Raw genomic sequence first — 15,126 nt, 5'->3', positions numbered from 1 at the left:
AATCGGTCTCCTTAAAATAAATTGGTTGGGTCAAAATCCGTTTAACTGGTTGAAGCCATATCACCAAATCTTTATTAATATAAAAACACATTAAATAACTGGTTGGTTTTTGTAAAGAGGAGTGGGAAATATGCAAAAGAAAACAGTTCAATTGATAACCTCAAACAGTCTGATGATCTGTTTATGGGCATCTGCTTTTCCGGGAATTCGCGCAGGACTAGAAGGGTACACACCAGAACACCTTGCTTTATTTCGTTTGTTAATCGGCTCTATGGCATTATTGCTTTTTGCTGTTTTGACTCAGATGCGCCTACCCGACTTGAAAGACATTCCTGCCATTTTTCTTTTAGGGTTTTTAGGATTTGCACTCTATCACATTTTGCTGAACATCGGTGAAAAAACAGTTAGTGCCGGAGTTGCAAGCTTACTCGTTACTACGGCACCGATCTTCTCAGCCATGCTATCCCGCCTGTTTTATAAAGAGCATTTTGGATTTACGAAATGGCTTGGCTCTATGATCAGTTTATTGGGTGTATTATTGATTGCATTTGGGGCGGGAGACTTTACATATTCAATGAGCGGTATCTTGGTCATCCTGCTGGCAGCATTTTCGGAGAGTATTTATTTCGTTTTTCAAGCCCGCTATATAAAAAAATATGGTTTTATTCCATTCGTTACATTTACCATTTGGGGCGGAACAATACCTATGCTTGTGTTTCTGCCAGGCTTAGGCGAAGAGATGATGAACGCTTCAATAAGCGCAACTTTGTCTATCGTTTACTTAGGATTATTGCCGACGGTTATTCCTTACTTCGCACTAGCATATGTCACTTCACTCGTCGGTGCTTCAGAAGCAACCCTTTCACTTTATGTTACACCGGCTTTAGCCTTGATCATATCTTGGATCTGGATCGGCGAAATACCCACACTGCTCTCTCTGCTAGGCGGAGTGGTTACAGTTGGCGGGGTATGTTTTACCTACCTAAAAGTAAATAAAATGAATAAGATTTTCATCACCCATTTTTCTGCTAAAAGGGTAAAAAAACTCTAAAACAAAAAAGATACCAACATCGGTTGGTATCTCCTTTTAAGGTTCTTTCATTAAGATTAGCCAGAGTAGTAAATAGTGTATTCCGTTACCGGCTTAAACCCTAGTTTAGCTGCTAATGCAATGGACGAATTGTTGCAGATATCACAATCCCAGCTAGGAACAATCCCATTTTCCATACAAAACGCTATAAACCTATTTGCTACGCAATAAGCTAACCCCAGTCCTCTATATTCCTCAAGTGTATAGATATCCATTTCCGCTCGATTATGCCCTAAAAATATAGAAGTACACTCACTTACTACATGATTGCCATGTAATACGGCAAATCCAAAACCTTTTGAAGCAAACTTTGAGACAGAATTCCAATACTCCTCATAATAAGCGCTGTTAAACGCTGTGCTGTGTGAAATGATGTCTTCGTCAATTCTTTTCAATACAAGCCCCTTTGGCAGTTGCAAAGTCTTTTTGAAAGATTTTGGTTGATAAGAAAATGCAGCTCTTCTCATTTGGTTCAAGTCATCTTTCAGTATGGGTTTCAGTACACTATCCCATGTATCACTGGAAGAAAACAAGGTAAATCGTTTTGATGATTTCACTTGTTCTTCATAATATCCTGCAATGAAATCATGAAAATCCCGATTCCCTTGGTCTCCCGCAATAAAATAAATGCCTGATTCAGTTCCTATAAAAAACGATTTAGGAAAGGTTTGATCATCTGCATAAACAGCTCCCGGAATGGTTTGGTCTAATATTGAATAGACAAATGTGGGACAATATTTGTCATCAAACATTGTTTTTAAGCTACTGTATTTTTCTTTTGTTAATTCCTGCAAAACAGACAACTCCTTTAAAACACCGTCTCCTTCATGATTCTGTTCACAAATCAATTTTCCTCTGTCACCAGCTAAATAACTTCCCTGTTACGAATCTCAGACAAATAAAAACAGGTGTCTGCACTCAGCTCGCAGACACCTGTTGAACAACACATTGCATTATATAAACCCAAGGAAACGCTGAGTATATCGATTTCTTATTCCCCAGTTACAGCAAACTGTTTTAAACAGTCACCAATTTCATCACATACCCTTTGGAAACACTTCTTCTGTTCCGTGTGCTTTTGCCGGATCATCAAATTTATCCGATGTTTGATTTGAAATATCAATCCCTGCTTCTTTCATTGCTTTGACAGCACTCGATGTCATCCATGAGCTTCGATTCCTGCGCTGTACACATTCCACTTAGCCCCAAGGTATTTTCTCCCCCACCCTTCAGCCATTTGGCTGCGGCAAGAGTTACCAGTGCATTGTTTTCCTTGATATAGTGACCTTGTCCTTTTAGAAACAAGAATGGATTATCAGCAGCCAAATATACAGGCCGACAAGTGTGATCAATAAAGTGGGTATCGTGAGGATAATTCCTGTTTTAAAATACGTGCCCCAGGAAATCTTCATACCTTTGTGCGAAAGAACATGAAGCCATAATAATGTCGCTAAGGAACCAATCGGTGTTATTTTAGGCCCTAAATCTGAACCGATCACATTTGCATAAATAAGCGCTTCTCTCATCATCCCATGTGTATCTGTACCGGCAATGGCCAATGCGTCAATCATAACAGTCGGCAAGTTATTCATAATGGAAGAAAGAATCGCCGCAATAAAGCCCATTCCAATTGTCCCAGCAAACAATCCTTGATCAGCTGCGGCTTGAATCACATCTGAAAGGACATCCGTTAATCCGGCATTTCGGACACCATACACAACAACGTACATGCCAATTGAAAAGAATACGATAGCCCATGGCGCCTCTTTCACCACTTTCTTTGTATGGACGGCCGGACTCTTTTGCGCAGCGATTAAGAAAATGATTGCAATGCTGCCCGCTACCACTGATACAGGGATAGAAAAAAATTCACTTGCAAAATATCCAATTAACAGCAGCCCTAAGATATACCATGACAGTCTGAACATGTTTTGATCTTTAATTGCTTCAACAGGTTTTTTAACCTCAGTCAGATCATAGCGTTTTGGTATGCTTTTTCTAAAGAAAAGGTAAAGTACAATGATGCTCGCCAGCAGCGAAAACAGGTACGGGACAACCATTCTGGATGCATAATCAATAAACGTAATATGAAAATAGTCCGCTGAAACAATGTTGACCAAATTGCTCACTACTAAAGGAAGCGAAGTGGTATCCGCAATAAATCCGCTGGCAATGATAAAAGGAAAAACTAATTTTTCATTAAAATGTAATGCTCTGACCATCGCTAATACGATTGGTGTCAATATAAGAGCTGCACCGTCATTTGCAAATAACGCGGCGACAATAGCTCCTAATAGAGATACATAAACGAACATCCGCACACCGTATCCTTTTGCAGCCTTAGCCATATGAAGCGCTGCCCATTCAAAGAAACCGATATTATCAAGAATTAACGATATCAGTATGATGGCCACAAAAGCCAATGTCGCATTCCAAACAATCCCTGTCACAGTTAACACATCATGAAAATTGACAACACCTGCTATTAGAGCTAAAACTGCGCCTCCACAGGCTGACCACCCTATAGATAAATTTTTCGGCTGCCATATGACCAATACTAGAGTTAATAAAAAGATGAATACTGCCAAAATCATTGATGTCAATCTAATGCCTCCTTACTGGCAACACGCTTGAGTTTTCTTTTGTTTGATATGGTTTAACAATTCATCCTCCTGATCAATTTGATGTAAGATCAATTGCAATGTATCAAACTCAGGACAGGAACCATTTATTGAATAATAACGCCATTGGCCTCTTCTGTCCTCATTCACAAAACCTGCGTTTTTTAATTTCCGCAAATGCTGGCTTATGGCGGGCTGGCTCATTTCGAACATATCAACCAATTGACAGACACAATATTCTTTTTCAAGAAATAATCTCATCATTATAAGCCTAGTTTGATCACTAAGTGTTTTCAAACAACGACTCATCGCCGCAACATCAATCGTCATATGAGCTCCTCCTTCCCAAATCAATATATAAGCAAATCGTTATATACACGCCAAATGATTATACATTCCCCTTTACGTTTCCATATGTAGCGCTCCGTATATCTTAAGGATCAAAACTTTGAAACGAAAACCTGAGTCGCTCCCCGCGTTTCCTTAGCGCCCCCGTCATTATATAAACTTTTATTTATATAAACAATCCCTTATATTCGGAACATCAGATATTCCGGTATAAATATTAGACTATTTCAGTTATGGGAGTAGTCATAGAACCCAAGATGAAAATAGACAGATCCTCTGGATATTAAAAAACAGGTCTCTTTAGAGGCCTGTTTACATTGCAAGTATTTTTTCGATTGCCATGACATCTACATAATGGCCATCGATTTTCCCCTGTTCTTTAAATACTCCAACTTTGCGATATTCCATTGAAGTATAGAACCCTTGTTCCAATCGATGAAAAGGAAATGTAATAATATAATGTATTCACGATTGAATGACTTCTTTTTCGACATCCGATAAGAGAACTTTTCCCTCGATGATTCCGCTCAGCAACAAAAATCTTATCTTTCACTGTGCGATTAGAGAGAACCAATTTGTCATATAAACCGTAGCTTTTGCAGTTCTTATCAGCTACATACTCTCTGTAGCAGAGGTAGCTTGAACTCCCTTAAACGCGTTCATCACCAAATCATGCACATAGGAATCATTCACCTCATCCCCTGTTATAAGCAGACGATAGAAAATTGGTCCGTAAATGAGATCTATGCTTACTTCAATATCAAGATTCTCTCTCAATTCACCTTTCTGAATTCCCTTTTCTAGAAGGCCTTTCGCTTGGAGGCGGCGAGGCTGGAAAAATCGCATGCGATATTCTTCTGCCAATTTTTCATCCAACTGCCCTGCACCTATTAATTCCTTAATAACGGTTCCTTCCCGGCTTGTCAAAAACCTAGCTAAATTCGTGGCGTGGGTTACTATATCTTGTACTGACGACCCTGTATCAGGCACAGGCAGCCTGTCCGTCGCTGTCGAAAGAAAGCTGTCCATGATAACGGCAGCTTTGTTAGACCACCATTTATAAATCGTTGCTTTACTCACTTTCGCACGCTCGGCAATTTTATCGACTGTCACCGCATCGAAGCCTTTTTCCAGCAATAGGCCATAGGCTGCAGAGAGAATCGCCTTATGAGTTCCTTCATCACGCGGCCGCCCTCGTTTACTCTGCACATGAATCATTCCTTCCCTAAATATAAACTATACGTTCAGTATACTTAACCTGAATAAAAAAGAAAACAGAAACCTATTTACAAAACTGAACGTTCAGTATATTATTTTCATTAATCAACAAAACTGAACGTTCAGTTTATAAAATCACTTGTGTTGAGAAGTCATGATTACACTCAAAAAACCACTTAAAAAGGAGTTCATTCTTATGGCTAATGGAAACAAACAAGCAGGTCAGAGGATTTCACCCAGTTTAACCCTTCTTCTCGCAACTGCATGCGGTATCATTGTTGCTAATCTTTACTATGCACAACCCTTGGTCGGATTAATTAGTAAGGCAATTGGACTTTCTCCAAGCAGTGCTGGATTAATTGTCACACTCACTCAAATCGGATACGTTGCCGGCTTATTATTTCTTGTCCCTTTGGGAGATATTATCGAAAACAAAAAACTTATTGTTGTATCGCTCCTTCTAAGCGCAGCGGCTTTGACACTAACAGCATTTGTGAAGCATGGAACACTGTTTTTAGCAGCTGCGTTTTTCGTCGGATTGGGATCAATCGCAGCCCAAGTGCTTGTTCCATTTGCATCATACCTTGCATCAGACGCTGCACGCGGCCGGGTTGTTGGCAATGTCATGAGCGGCTTATTACTCGGTATTATGCTTTCCCGTCCGATATCTAGTCTAGTCGCTGATATCTGGGGTTGGAATGCAATATTCGCTTTGTCCGCCGTGGTAAGTGTTATCCTGGCCATCGTATTATCAAAAGTGCTTCCTGCCAGAAAACCAACAGTAAATACAAACTATACTGCCTTACTCGGTTCAATGTGGAAGCTGCTGCGCACGACTCCAGTCTTACGCCGCCGTGCCATCTATCATGCGTTTGTATTTGGAGCTTTCAGCTTGTTCTGGACAACTGTTCCTTTATTATTGTCCGGTCCTGATTTTCATTTTTCTCAGAAGGCAATAGCACTCTACGCATTGGTGGGCATTGCGGGTGCAGTCGCTGCACCAATAGGCGGCCGCCTGGCTGATCGAGGCTTAACCAGGCTTGCCACTGGAATCGCTCTCGTTGTTGTCATTGTCTCTTTATTACTGCCCCTCATGATTCAGAGCAGCTCCCCCGTCGGTATAACAGTTCTAGTGGCCGCAGCTATTCTGTTAGATATGGGTGTATCTGCAAACCTTGTGCTCAGTCAACGTGCTATTTTTTCGTTGGCGCCTGAAATTCGCAGTCGATTAAACGGATTATTCATGGCGATCTTCTTTCTAGGCGGTGCGATAGGGTCATCAATTGGAGGATGGGCATATGCCTCAGGCGGATGGGATACAGCATTATGGATTGGCATCGCTTTTCCGGTCATCGCTTTGCTTTATTTCATCACAGAGAAATAAGTCTTTCACCAAAAATAAGCAGTCAGGACCAAGCGAATAGCTTATTTTTGGTGGCTTCTTCTTTTTTCGCTATATGTTAAAATCCCTCTGCTGAACAAGAAAAAATCCCGCTTGGTTAATACAGAATTTTCCAAAATCAATCTTTATGTTAAATCGACACCCTCCAGCTGTTTCAAATATCTTTGCAGGCGAACCTTCGGGTTTAATTCTATATTTGTAATATGCTTTACATACCGATTCGCACTTTCGGCAATTTCTTGGTCACTAATTGTATTGGCGCGATATTCGGCAAAGGAAGGCAGATAGGTCATGCCTACTAAATGGGCAGATGCTTGGAACGGTTTTGTCAGCTCGCTTATCGAAAACAAGTTATATCCGCCGGCTTGATAAGAGTGTTCAGGTGAACCGATGGACATGGCAGTTACCCACTCTTTCCCCTTCAATTTATTTCCGCCGGGACCATGAGCCCAGCCAAACGTAAACACTTCATCAAACCACTGTTTTAAAAGCGGGGGGCTGCTGTACCAGTAAATGGAAACTGAAAAACGATACGGTCATGGGCCAGGAGCTGCTGTTGTTCAAATTCCACATCAATTGGTTGATCACGATATTTTTCATAAAGATCATGGACAGTTACATCCGGTTCACTTAAAACGGCTTCTTTCCACTTTTTATTGATACGAGAGGATTCTATATTCGGATGTACAACGAGTACGAGTGTTTTCATATGATCCATTCCTTTCATTCCTTTGATGTGACATCATTATATGATGTATATTAAAATATAAAAAGTACGCACATTGAATGTATATAGTATCAAAAAGTATACTATTAGGAGTGAACAGCTTGAGAAATCGTAAACTCGGCATTGATTATTCTTCTGATGACTTTGAAGGATGTCCGGTGGAGACAACATTAGATATCATCGGAGGTAAGTGGAAAGGCATTCTTCTTTATCATCTCATTGACGGTAAAAAGAGGTTTAATGAGTTTCGAAAACTATACCCAAAAATTACCCAGCGTATGCTCACGCTGCAATTAAGAGAATTGGAACGGGATGGCGTGATTCACCGCGAGGTTTATAAACAGGTCCCTCCAAAAGTCGAATACTCTTTAACTGAGTTTGGAAGAACATTAGAACCTGTTATCCTGCACATGAAGGACTGGGGAGAAAAATATAAAGACAGGATTGATAAGCTCGAAGCAGCACGTAAAGCTGAAGATAAAATCTAATAACCAGAAAAAATACCAAGGGTTTTGACGCCCTTGGTATTTCTGTGATTCAGACCTTCACCGGTTATTCACCCACAAGCCTCAAAAAGTGTTTTTGATTACATTTACCGTCGGCATGTCAGTTACGGTTAAAAAGGTCATTCTATTTTTTAGTGATGATTAAGATTTCTAAAATTGCTGCCCTTCACTTCAGCTACGTCATATACGGTGACAAAGGCGGATTTATCAATATCATTAATAATTTCCTTTAGTTTGGTTTCTTCTAAACGGTTGATGACACATGTGATTTCTTTAAATTTCTCGTGGGAAAAACCCCCGTAAGCTTCTTTATATGTGGCGCTTCGGCCTAATTGATCACGTATTGTCTCTACCATTAATTCAGGTTGGGTTGTAATAATTTGAAAGGTTTTAGAGCCGCTTAAGCCTTCCTCCACAACATGAATCACTTTGGATGCAATGTAGTAAGCAATGACTGAAAGCAATGCCCCTTGTAAGCCAAATACTGTGGAAACAAAAATAAACACAAATAGGTTTAAGAATAGAATGAGATCGCTCGTTCCGAATGGCAGTTTTCGGGATAGCAGCACAGCAAGCATGTCAATTCCATCTAATGCGCCGCCATTACGCAGCGCCAGCCCCATTCCGAATCCAAGGATAATCCCGCCGACAACGGTAATTAACAGGGTATCTCCTTCTATGATGGCGGGTGTGTGGTGGAAAAAGCTTGTCCCCGCGGCAAGCGATACGATTCCGATAATTGATAATAATGCAAAGCTTTTCCCAATTTGCTTATATCCTAACCAGACAAATGGAATGTTGATCACAGCAATCAAAATCCCCAGCGGCAAGTTGAATAGCTGTGAACCAACGATGCTAAGACCCGTCACCCCTCCATCAGATACACTGTTTGGAATGAGCACTGTTTCTAGTCCATATGCCGCTATGATTCCTCCAATGATAACCATGATGATTTGGAGAATCATTTTCGCTTTAAATTTCTTATGTTTTTTGGGTGTATTCATACCATTCCTCATTTCTCAAATATTTCGTTATATTTAAATATACCATAATAGATATTTTCAGCTAAAAACATGCGTTTTTTTAAATAAAGTAACTAACAGTAAGGTAACCCTCTTTGACTTAGAACATTCATGTACCGTGCCGCCTGTTGAGCAAGCGGCCCCTTTCACTTCAGATCGTGAATCGCCCTCAAACTTCAACACCGAAAACCCTGAATTATTCTGTTATGATACTAAAAAAAGGAGGTTTGATTACAGTGAATAGCTTGTGCCGCAGTAAACAAGCCCCATTTGAATACACCTTATCTCTTATAGGGGGCAAATGGAAAATGAGAATTCTCTATGAGTTAGGGTGTGAAAAAACGATGAGATACGGCGAGCTGAAAAGGGCTATGCCCTTCATCACCCATAAAATGTTAAGCGCACAGCTTAAGGAATTGCAAACTGACGGCCTTATTCATCGGTCTGAGGTTTCTCAAACCCCACTGAAAGTAGAGTATTCGTTATCTGACAGAGGGCGATCTTTGTATCCCCTCATAGATGAAATGTGTAAGTGGGGAATGGTACAAGGAATGCCTCATATGTAAAACTACTTACAAAAAAGTGCGTACTTGTTTCCCAATGAGAGGAATTTTATACTGAATGAAAATATTTCTTAGGAGGAAAACATGACAAAACAAGTCTATATCATTCATGGCTACAGAGCCTCCTCAACAAATCATTGGTTCCCTTGGCTGAAAAAACGTCTGCTCGCAGATGGGGTCCAAGCAGACATTTTAAACATGCCCAATCCGCTCCAGCCAAGACTTGAGGATTGGCTGGATACACTCTCTTTATATCAGCACACTTTACATGAAAATACGTATTTGGTTGCGCACAGCTTAGGTTGCCCCACCATTTTGAGATTTTTGGAACATCTTCAATTACGAAAACAGCTTGGCGGAATCATACTTGTTTCCGGCTTTGCCAAATCATTGCCCACTTTAAAGATGTTAGATGAATTTACACAGGGATCGTTTGATCATCAAACAATCATTGAGTCCGCGAAGCACCGTGCTGTCATTGCTTCTAAGGACGACCAAATTGTGCCTTTTTCATTCAGCAAGGATCTGGCACAACAAATTGATGCTGCGTTATATGAAGTTCAGCACGGAGGTCATTTTCTAGAAGATGAGGGATTTACTTCTTTGCCTATTGTTTATGATGTTTTAACCTCTTATTTTTCAAAGGAAACTCGCTAACATCTTTCCCCCATCTGCTTCAATCGAGCCCGCGAAAAGCGGGCTTTCTGAGTTATCGTTTGATCAATACAGATAACTCACCTTCAAACACTTTTACTTCTTTTTGATTATAAGTAGATAGCAATACTGTGAGTATTCCCAATTCATTTCTCTTTGGCTGCTTATCAAGAACCTCAACAATTGTAAACAATTCATCATCCGGATATACAGGTTTTATGAATGTCATATGATTCATCTCTGTTCCGGCTATAATATCGTCTCCATAGAAACCTTCTTCAATCCAAAGTTTAAAAGATATGGCCAGTGTTTGTATGCCGGAAGCGATAATTCCATTAAATCTGCCTTTACTCGCTTTTTCTTCATCTACATGCATATACTGAGGGTCAAATTCACCCGCAAACCGCATAATATCATCTTTTGATACTTTTAATGATTTCGTTTTGAAGACCTGGCCAATTGTAAACTCATCTAACTTCATTCTTACACCTCTATTTTTTCAATTGTCTATTTTGTTTATTTTAGCACTGTGAGGAGCAAATAAAAAATTCTGTTTTTCGCTAAACAGACATATCGTGGACTGGACTGCTGGCACTCATCATATACTTAAAAAATATTGAACAGCTCTCAACACTTAGTCGTCACTTGGCCGTTTTGCTAAACTGAAAGCTCCCTCATATCTTCCAGGCAGCCTTCAGTTTTTTTATACCTTCTCTTATGTCGGATTCAGAAACCCCTGCAAACCCGAGCGAGACCGTTTTTGCAGGAGGATGATTTTGATAAGAAAGAGAAACAGGATAAATTTTTACTCCATGTTTTTTCGCCTTCTCAATTAACTCTTTTTCACCAAATGGCAAATAAACGTCAAGTAAGATACGAAGCCCAGAGTTTTCTCCGCGGATTCTGACATGCTCTCCTAATTCCCTTTGCACTGCCTCTAATACAATGGCTCTTTTTTTGCGGTAAAGTTTTCTCATTCTGTTGATGTGTTTTTGCCACTCTCCATTTTTTATAAATTCAGCTAGGGTTAGCTGACTGTGGCAGGACACTGTTTGCTTATATAAGGACGTGATTTCATGCCCCTTTTTTAAAAGAGGTGAAGGAAGAATCATATAGCTGATACGCAGCGAGGGCAAAAGAGACTTAGAAAAAGTGCCCATATAAATGACACGGTTATGCTGATCAAGCCCTTGAAGAGAAGGAACCGGCTGTCCTGTGTACCTAAATTCCCCGTCATAATCATCCTCTATGATAAAGGATTGATTTTCGGCCGCCCATTTGAGCAGCTGAATTCTTCTGTTTATTGTCATTATGGTTCCCAGCGTAAATTGATGGGAAGGTGTGACATATACAAGGTTTGGCTGCTGTTCTTTGATCTTCTGTATACAGATTCCTTCCTCATCGACTGGTATCGGAACAATATTCATGCGGTTGGCTTCAAAAATTTTGCGTGCTCTTGGATAACCAGGATCCTCATACCCTATAGAAATATTCGGCTCAAAAACTTGGCACAAGATTTGCAGCAGAATAGGGTTCCCGGCACCTATAATCACTTGTTCAGGGCCGCAATGAACACCCCGAGATTGATACAGGTACTCTGCAATGAGTGTTCTCAGCTCAAACTCTCCTAAAACATGTCCCGGCCGATAAAGCTCGTGTCCATATTGGTCTAAGCTATTGACCATGCTTTTTCGCCATGCGGAAAAAGGGAAGTAAGAAGAATCTACATTCCCATAATGAAAATCAATCCATTGTTTATTTTCTTCTGCTTCTTGTTGAATGGGTGTTGTGCTTGGCATTCTATCATAAGCAAAATCAGAATCATGATAATCAGCAAACCACCCGCTTCTTGGCTTGCTCACAATATAGCCCTCAGCAGCGAGCTGTTCATAGGCACGTTCTACAGTCGTTTGGCTGATGGAAAGCTGATTCGCCAAGAGTCTTTTTGAAGGAAGCTTCATTCCTTTTTGAATACGGCCCCGATGCATATTTTCTTTAAAATACCGATAAAGCTGCTGATAAAGCGGAATATCCAGAGTTCTATTCAAAAAAGGCGTGATATCCATTTGCACGTTGTTCTCCTAACTGGTATGCATTTTTTTATGAAAACTGGCCGTTTAAAAAAGGCCAATTCCAGTTTATAGTCATTGTAATCCTTAGCTGCTGGTTTTGTTAAGAAAATACAGACAATGAACAAGAAAGATATGTGGAGTGATTATAATGAACAAAACAACAAATGGCTGGATAAATGGTTTTATAGGCGTACTCATTTTCAGCGGCTCGCTGCCTGCGACCCGTTTGGCTGTGTCAGACTTCGATCCGTTATTTCTCACCGTTTGCCGTGCTGCGATAGCTGGTGTACTGGCGGGAGGTCTCCTTCTCATCTTCCGGCAGCAGCATCCTGCCAAAAGAGATCTCATTTCATTATTAGTGGTAGCGTTTGGCGTAGTGATTGGTTTCCCGTTGCTGACAGCTTTAGCGCTTCAGCATGTCACATCCGCACACGCCATTGTCTTCATTGGACTTCTTCCACTCGCAACGGCGGTCTTCGGCGTACTGCGCGGGGGTGAACGCCCTCGGCCCGTCTTCTGGATTTTCTCAACCGTTGGCAGCTTGTTAGTAGCAGGTTTCGCCCTCATTCAGGGGGGAGGTTCATCCCCGCTTGGCGACGCGTACATGCTGGCTTCTATTGTCGTATGCGGTCTTGGTTATGCAGAAGGGGCAAGGCTTTCACGTCGTCTGGGGAATTGGCAGGTGATCTCATGGGCACTCGTTCTGTCGCTTCCTCTTATGTTGCCATTGTCGTTCTTTTTTACGCCGGACTCATGGTCGGACATCGGCGTTCCCGCACTGCTCAGTCTTGCATATGTATCCTTATTCAGCATGCTGATCGGCTTTGTGTTCTGGTATCGAGGTCTTGCCCAAGGAGGAATTGCGGCGGTTGGGCAGCTCCAGCTTCTCCAGCCTTTTTTTGGGCTGCTGCTTGCCTCAGTGATTCTGCACGAGAAAGTGGGCTGGGCACTCGTAGCAGTGAATATCGCCGTTATCATGTGCGTTGCAGCAGCTCGGCGATTTGCAAAGTAAGGCAGACCTTTAAGCATAAACTTCAAAAATGCATGAAGGTATAAAAATACCAAGGGCCAGCAACCCTTGGTATTTTGTATGCGATCGAGGAGACTTGAATCTCCCGCCTAGACAAATAAGTCAACACCCATTTCCTGCCTCCATTATAAAATCCGCTCTAGTAAATCCCCCACTTTTTCTGCCATGACACGAGGCGGATAAGGCATTTCGTTTTTTAACCACCACTCCACTACCCCTACGTAAGCATTTGCTATAAATTCAACAATGACATCTTCACTTTGGCCGTAATTCTTGCCTTTCGTTACATCTACATCTTTCCTGAACTCTTCGATATTAAACTTAAGGAACTGACTGCGAAAATATCGAGCGCCTTCACTGGCTAACATCGTCGAAAAGAATAAATAATTACTCTCAAGGTATTCCATGCAGTGTACAGTCGATTCAATCCAGTCCATTTCAGCTGCCGACTCACAAAAATCCCCCATATTATTTATATGCTCTTCCATAATTTTTTCTAATAGATCAAATTTATCTAAGTAATGAAGATAGATTGTTCCCCGGTTTACATTTGCCCTTTCAGAAATTTCCTTAATCGTAATATGATCAAAACTTTTTTCAGTCATCAGCTCAATCAGAGCTATTTTAATAGCCTCTTGGCTTTTGGTTATTCTTCTATCCACTTTGGACATAGCTTTTCACCAAACTTTCTTAAGATAATCAACAATTTAGAGTGGAATGTTGAATAATCAACAAATAGCCTGAATGTAACCATTGTACACACCATGTTTGTATTTACAATAATAAATAAAAGCTGATAGTGAATCATGCTTTTTCCCGAATGAAGTCATTGTCCATTTTAGTTAGTTGAGAATTATTTTGTAAACACAAAGAAAGGGTGTTATTTCGATGAAATTAGACCGCTTATCCTAAAGGTACTCTAAATTCGAATTTGATCTGCAGCCCAACTATAAATCCGTCAAGAGGCAGAATGTAATGAGGTGAAGAATGATTAAAAGACAATTTACGATCATTAAGGAAACAGGGTTTGCGCGACCAGCTACCCTGTTAGTCAGTATAGCTCATCGGTTTACATCAGATATTTTTCTTGAATACCAAGGGAAAACTGTTAACCTCAAACAAGCGCCAAAAGCCATCATGGACATTATGGATTTAGGAATTAAACCAGGAACCGAAATACATATATACGCTCATGGAGCCGACGAAGCGAAGGCAATTCAAAAAATGAAAGAGCATTTACTAAAAAACGATTATATACAGTAATCAAAATCTATCGTAGTAGCGAGATTGTTATCGTTGGTTGATTTATTTATTTTGCGACAAAACAGCTTTTCAGATCATGCGTTCATTTTTCTTCTGGTGATCATTCAACCTAAAATACAAAAATTAAAAAGGATCTACAAACGAAAATGGAGGGTTTATATATGTGCAGCAGAACATAATACCAAGGGCAGTTATACCCTTGGTATTATTGGATAACGAAAGAACTTAAATCTCTACAGGTGCTTATAAGCTATAAATGGTTAGTCTCGTGGCATTTCTATGTGCTCCGTTTATGCTTAAGGGTGTTCCACATTTTAATGGATACAATAGAAACCAAAACAAATGATGCGACAACCAATACAGTTCCCATTAATGACTCACTAAAATTGATCACAATGAAATTCGAAAATATCAATAAAGGGATATTCGTAACGATAACCGTTAAAATGTAAGTGGTATACTTGATTCCTACAGCTGCCGATAAAAAACAAACGACATCTGTTGGAGCTATTGGACAAATCATCCCCAGCGCCAAAAACTTATAATTGTAAGTCTCCAATAATTTTTTCAACTCTGGATATTTACGTTCTAAATCCTTCATCATGTTCCC

General features: G+C 40.4%; 16 protein-coding genes and 2 pseudogenes. 7 read left to right on the top strand and 11 right to left on the bottom strand.

Features of this window, described 5'->3' with window-relative positions; genetic code table 11:
* Positions 1 to 130: 130 nt before the first annotated feature.
* Entirely contained in the window at positions 131 to 1,051 is a 921-nt protein-coding gene (locus bslm_RS02835) for a DMT family transporter (RefSeq protein ID WP_038428407.1), read from the top strand.
* A 56-nt stretch (positions 1,052 to 1,107) separates the two neighbouring features.
* Here bslm_RS02835 and bslm_RS02830 read toward each other — a convergent pair whose 3' ends face one another.
* From bslm_RS02830 to bslm_RS02815, 5 genes and pseudogenes are all read right to left on the bottom strand, one after another.
* Positions 1,108 to 1,893: a GNAT family N-acetyltransferase gene (locus tag bslm_RS02830; protein WP_082098090.1), complete on the bottom strand. Its 786-nt coding sequence runs from the start codon at positions 1,891 to 1,893 to the stop codon at positions 1,108 to 1,110.
* Positions 1,894 to 2,081: 188 nt separating this feature from the next.
* Positions 2,082 to 2,399, bottom strand: a pseudogene (locus tag bslm_RS20365) (arsenate reductase/protein-tyrosine-phosphatase family protein).
* Positions 2,386 to 3,693, bottom strand: a complete 1,308-nt coding sequence (locus tag bslm_RS02825) for an arsenical efflux pump membrane protein ArsB (protein ID WP_015252728.1) — start codon at positions 3,691 to 3,693, stop codon at positions 2,386 to 2,388. Before bslm_RS02825 ends, bslm_RS20365 begins: the two are co-directional and overlap by 14 nt.
* A gap of 12 nt (positions 3,694 to 3,705) precedes the next feature.
* Positions 3,706 to 4,041: a metal-responsive transcriptional regulator AseR gene (gene aseR, locus bslm_RS02820; protein ID WP_015252729.1), complete on the bottom strand. Its 336-nt coding sequence runs from the start codon at positions 4,039 to 4,041 to the stop codon at positions 3,706 to 3,708.
* Between the two features lie 630 nt (positions 4,042 to 4,671).
* Positions 4,672 to 5,268, bottom strand: coding sequence for a TetR/AcrR family transcriptional regulator (locus bslm_RS02815; RefSeq protein WP_080348090.1), 597 nt, complete (start codon positions 5,266 to 5,268; stop codon positions 4,672 to 4,674).
* Between the two features lie 205 nt (positions 5,269 to 5,473).
* Between bslm_RS02815 and bslm_RS02810 the strand changes: the two genes are divergently transcribed.
* Complete coding sequence (locus bslm_RS02810; protein ID WP_038428403.1) at positions 5,474 to 6,661, top strand: MFS transporter; 1,188 nt, start codon at positions 5,474 to 5,476, stop codon at positions 6,659 to 6,661.
* 143 nt (positions 6,662 to 6,804) lie between these two features.
* Here bslm_RS02810 and bslm_RS02805 read toward each other — a convergent pair.
* Positions 6,805 to 7,397: pseudogene (locus tag bslm_RS02805) on the bottom strand (NAD(P)H-dependent oxidoreductase).
* 110 nt (positions 7,398 to 7,507) lie between these two features.
* On the opposite strand from bslm_RS02805, the gene bslm_RS02800 reads away from it, so the two are divergent.
* Positions 7,508 to 7,894, top strand: coding sequence for a winged helix-turn-helix transcriptional regulator (locus tag bslm_RS02800; protein ID WP_003242640.1), 387 nt, complete (start codon positions 7,508 to 7,510; stop codon positions 7,892 to 7,894).
* A 149-nt stretch (positions 7,895 to 8,043) separates the two neighbouring features.
* On the opposite strand, the gene bslm_RS02795 is transcribed toward bslm_RS02800, so the two are convergent.
* Complete coding sequence (locus bslm_RS02795; RefSeq protein ID WP_029725818.1) at positions 8,044 to 8,916, bottom strand: YitT family protein; 873 nt, start codon at positions 8,914 to 8,916, stop codon at positions 8,044 to 8,046.
* Between the two features lie 254 nt (positions 8,917 to 9,170).
* Between bslm_RS02795 and bslm_RS02790 the strand changes: the two genes are divergently transcribed.
* Together bslm_RS02790 and bslm_RS02785 are read left to right on the top strand one after the other, a co-directional pair.
* Positions 9,171 to 9,500, top strand: a complete 330-nt coding sequence (locus bslm_RS02790; protein ID WP_038428402.1) for a winged helix-turn-helix transcriptional regulator — start codon at positions 9,171 to 9,173, stop codon at positions 9,498 to 9,500.
* Between the two features lie 81 nt (positions 9,501 to 9,581).
* Entirely contained in the window at positions 9,582 to 10,154 is a 573-nt protein-coding gene (locus tag bslm_RS02785) for an alpha/beta hydrolase (RefSeq protein WP_038428401.1), read from the top strand.
* A gap of 52 nt (positions 10,155 to 10,206) precedes the next feature.
* On the opposite strand, the gene bslm_RS02780 is transcribed toward bslm_RS02785, so the two are convergent.
* Together bslm_RS02780 and pdxR are read right to left on the bottom strand one after the other, a co-directional pair.
* Positions 10,207 to 10,632, bottom strand: coding sequence for a MaoC family dehydratase (locus bslm_RS02780; RefSeq protein WP_003234221.1), 426 nt, complete (start codon positions 10,630 to 10,632; stop codon positions 10,207 to 10,209).
* A 193-nt stretch (positions 10,633 to 10,825) separates the two neighbouring features.
* Positions 10,826 to 12,217, bottom strand: a complete 1,392-nt coding sequence (gene pdxR / locus bslm_RS02775; RefSeq protein ID WP_038428400.1) for a MocR-like pyridoxine biosynthesis transcription factor PdxR — start codon at positions 12,215 to 12,217, stop codon at positions 10,826 to 10,828.
* A gap of 154 nt (positions 12,218 to 12,371) precedes the next feature.
* Between pdxR and bslm_RS02770 the strand changes: the two genes are divergently transcribed.
* Positions 12,372 to 13,235, top strand: a complete 864-nt coding sequence (locus bslm_RS02770; RefSeq protein ID WP_038428399.1) for a DMT family transporter — start codon at positions 12,372 to 12,374, stop codon at positions 13,233 to 13,235.
* Positions 13,236 to 13,378: 143 nt separating this feature from the next.
* Here the strand turns inward: bslm_RS02770 and bslm_RS02765 are convergent, their stop codons facing one another.
* Positions 13,379 to 13,924 carry a TetR/AcrR family transcriptional regulator gene (locus tag bslm_RS02765; RefSeq protein ID WP_015252737.1) on the bottom strand — a complete coding sequence of 182 codons (546 nt, stop codon included), beginning with the start codon at positions 13,922 to 13,924 and terminating at the stop codon, positions 13,379 to 13,381.
* Between the two features lie 316 nt (positions 13,925 to 14,240).
* Here bslm_RS02765 and bslm_RS02760 point away from each other — a divergent pair, with 316 nt between their 5' ends.
* Positions 14,241 to 14,516, top strand: a complete 276-nt coding sequence (locus bslm_RS02760; protein ID WP_014478952.1) for an HPr family phosphocarrier protein — start codon at positions 14,241 to 14,243, stop codon at positions 14,514 to 14,516.
* 277 nt (positions 14,517 to 14,793) lie between these two features.
* On the opposite strand, the gene bslm_RS02755 is transcribed toward bslm_RS02760, so the two are convergent.
* Positions 14,794 to 15,117, bottom strand: coding sequence for a TVP38/TMEM64 family protein (locus tag bslm_RS02755; RefSeq protein ID WP_038429989.1), 324 nt, complete (start codon positions 15,115 to 15,117; stop codon positions 14,794 to 14,796).
* Positions 15,118 to 15,126: the final 9 nt, after the last annotated feature.

The sequence above is a fragment of the Bacillus sp. LM 4-2 genome, assembly GCF_000978495.1.
Taxonomy (GTDB): Bacteria; Bacillota; Bacilli; order Bacillales; family Bacillaceae; genus Bacillus; species Bacillus subtilis.
This window is presented reverse-complemented; position numbering and strand designations above follow the sequence as displayed.

Bases quoted from the DNA above. Each gene is read 5' to 3' on its own strand.
- bslm_RS02835 (WP_038428407.1), top strand. From the start codon at position 131: ATGCAAAAGAAAACAGTTCAATTGATAACCTCAAACAGTCTGATGATC.
- aseR (WP_015252729.1), bottom strand. From the start codon at position 4,041: ATGACGATTGATGTTGCGGCGATGAGTCGTTGTTTGAAAACACTTAGT.
- bslm_RS02810 (WP_038428403.1), top strand. From the start codon at position 5,474: ATGGCTAATGGAAACAAACAAGCAGGTCAGAGGATTTCACCCAGTTTA.
- bslm_RS02795 (WP_029725818.1), bottom strand. From the start codon at position 8,916: ATGAATACACCCAAAAAACATAAGAAATTTAAAGCGAAAATGATTCTC.
- bslm_RS02785 (WP_038428401.1), top strand. From the start codon at position 9,582: ATGACAAAACAAGTCTATATCATTCATGGCTACAGAGCCTCCTCAACA.
- bslm_RS02780 (WP_003234221.1), bottom strand. From the start codon at position 10,632: ATGAAGTTAGATGAGTTTACAATTGGCCAGGTCTTCAAAACGAAATCA.
- pdxR (WP_038428400.1), bottom strand. From the start codon at position 12,217: ATGGATATCACGCCTTTTTTGAATAGAACTCTGGATATTCCGCTTTAT.
- bslm_RS02770 (WP_038428399.1), top strand. From the start codon at position 12,372: ATGAACAAAACAACAAATGGCTGGATAAATGGTTTTATAGGCGTACTC.
- bslm_RS02765 (WP_015252737.1), bottom strand. From the start codon at position 13,924: ATGTCCAAAGTGGATAGAAGAATAACCAAAAGCCAAGAGGCTATTAAA.
- bslm_RS02760 (WP_014478952.1), top strand. From the start codon at position 14,241: ATGATTAAAAGACAATTTACGATCATTAAGGAAACAGGGTTTGCGCGA.
- bslm_RS02755 (WP_038429989.1), bottom strand. From the start codon at position 15,117: ATGAAGGATTTAGAACGTAAATATCCAGAGTTGAAAAAATTATTGGAG.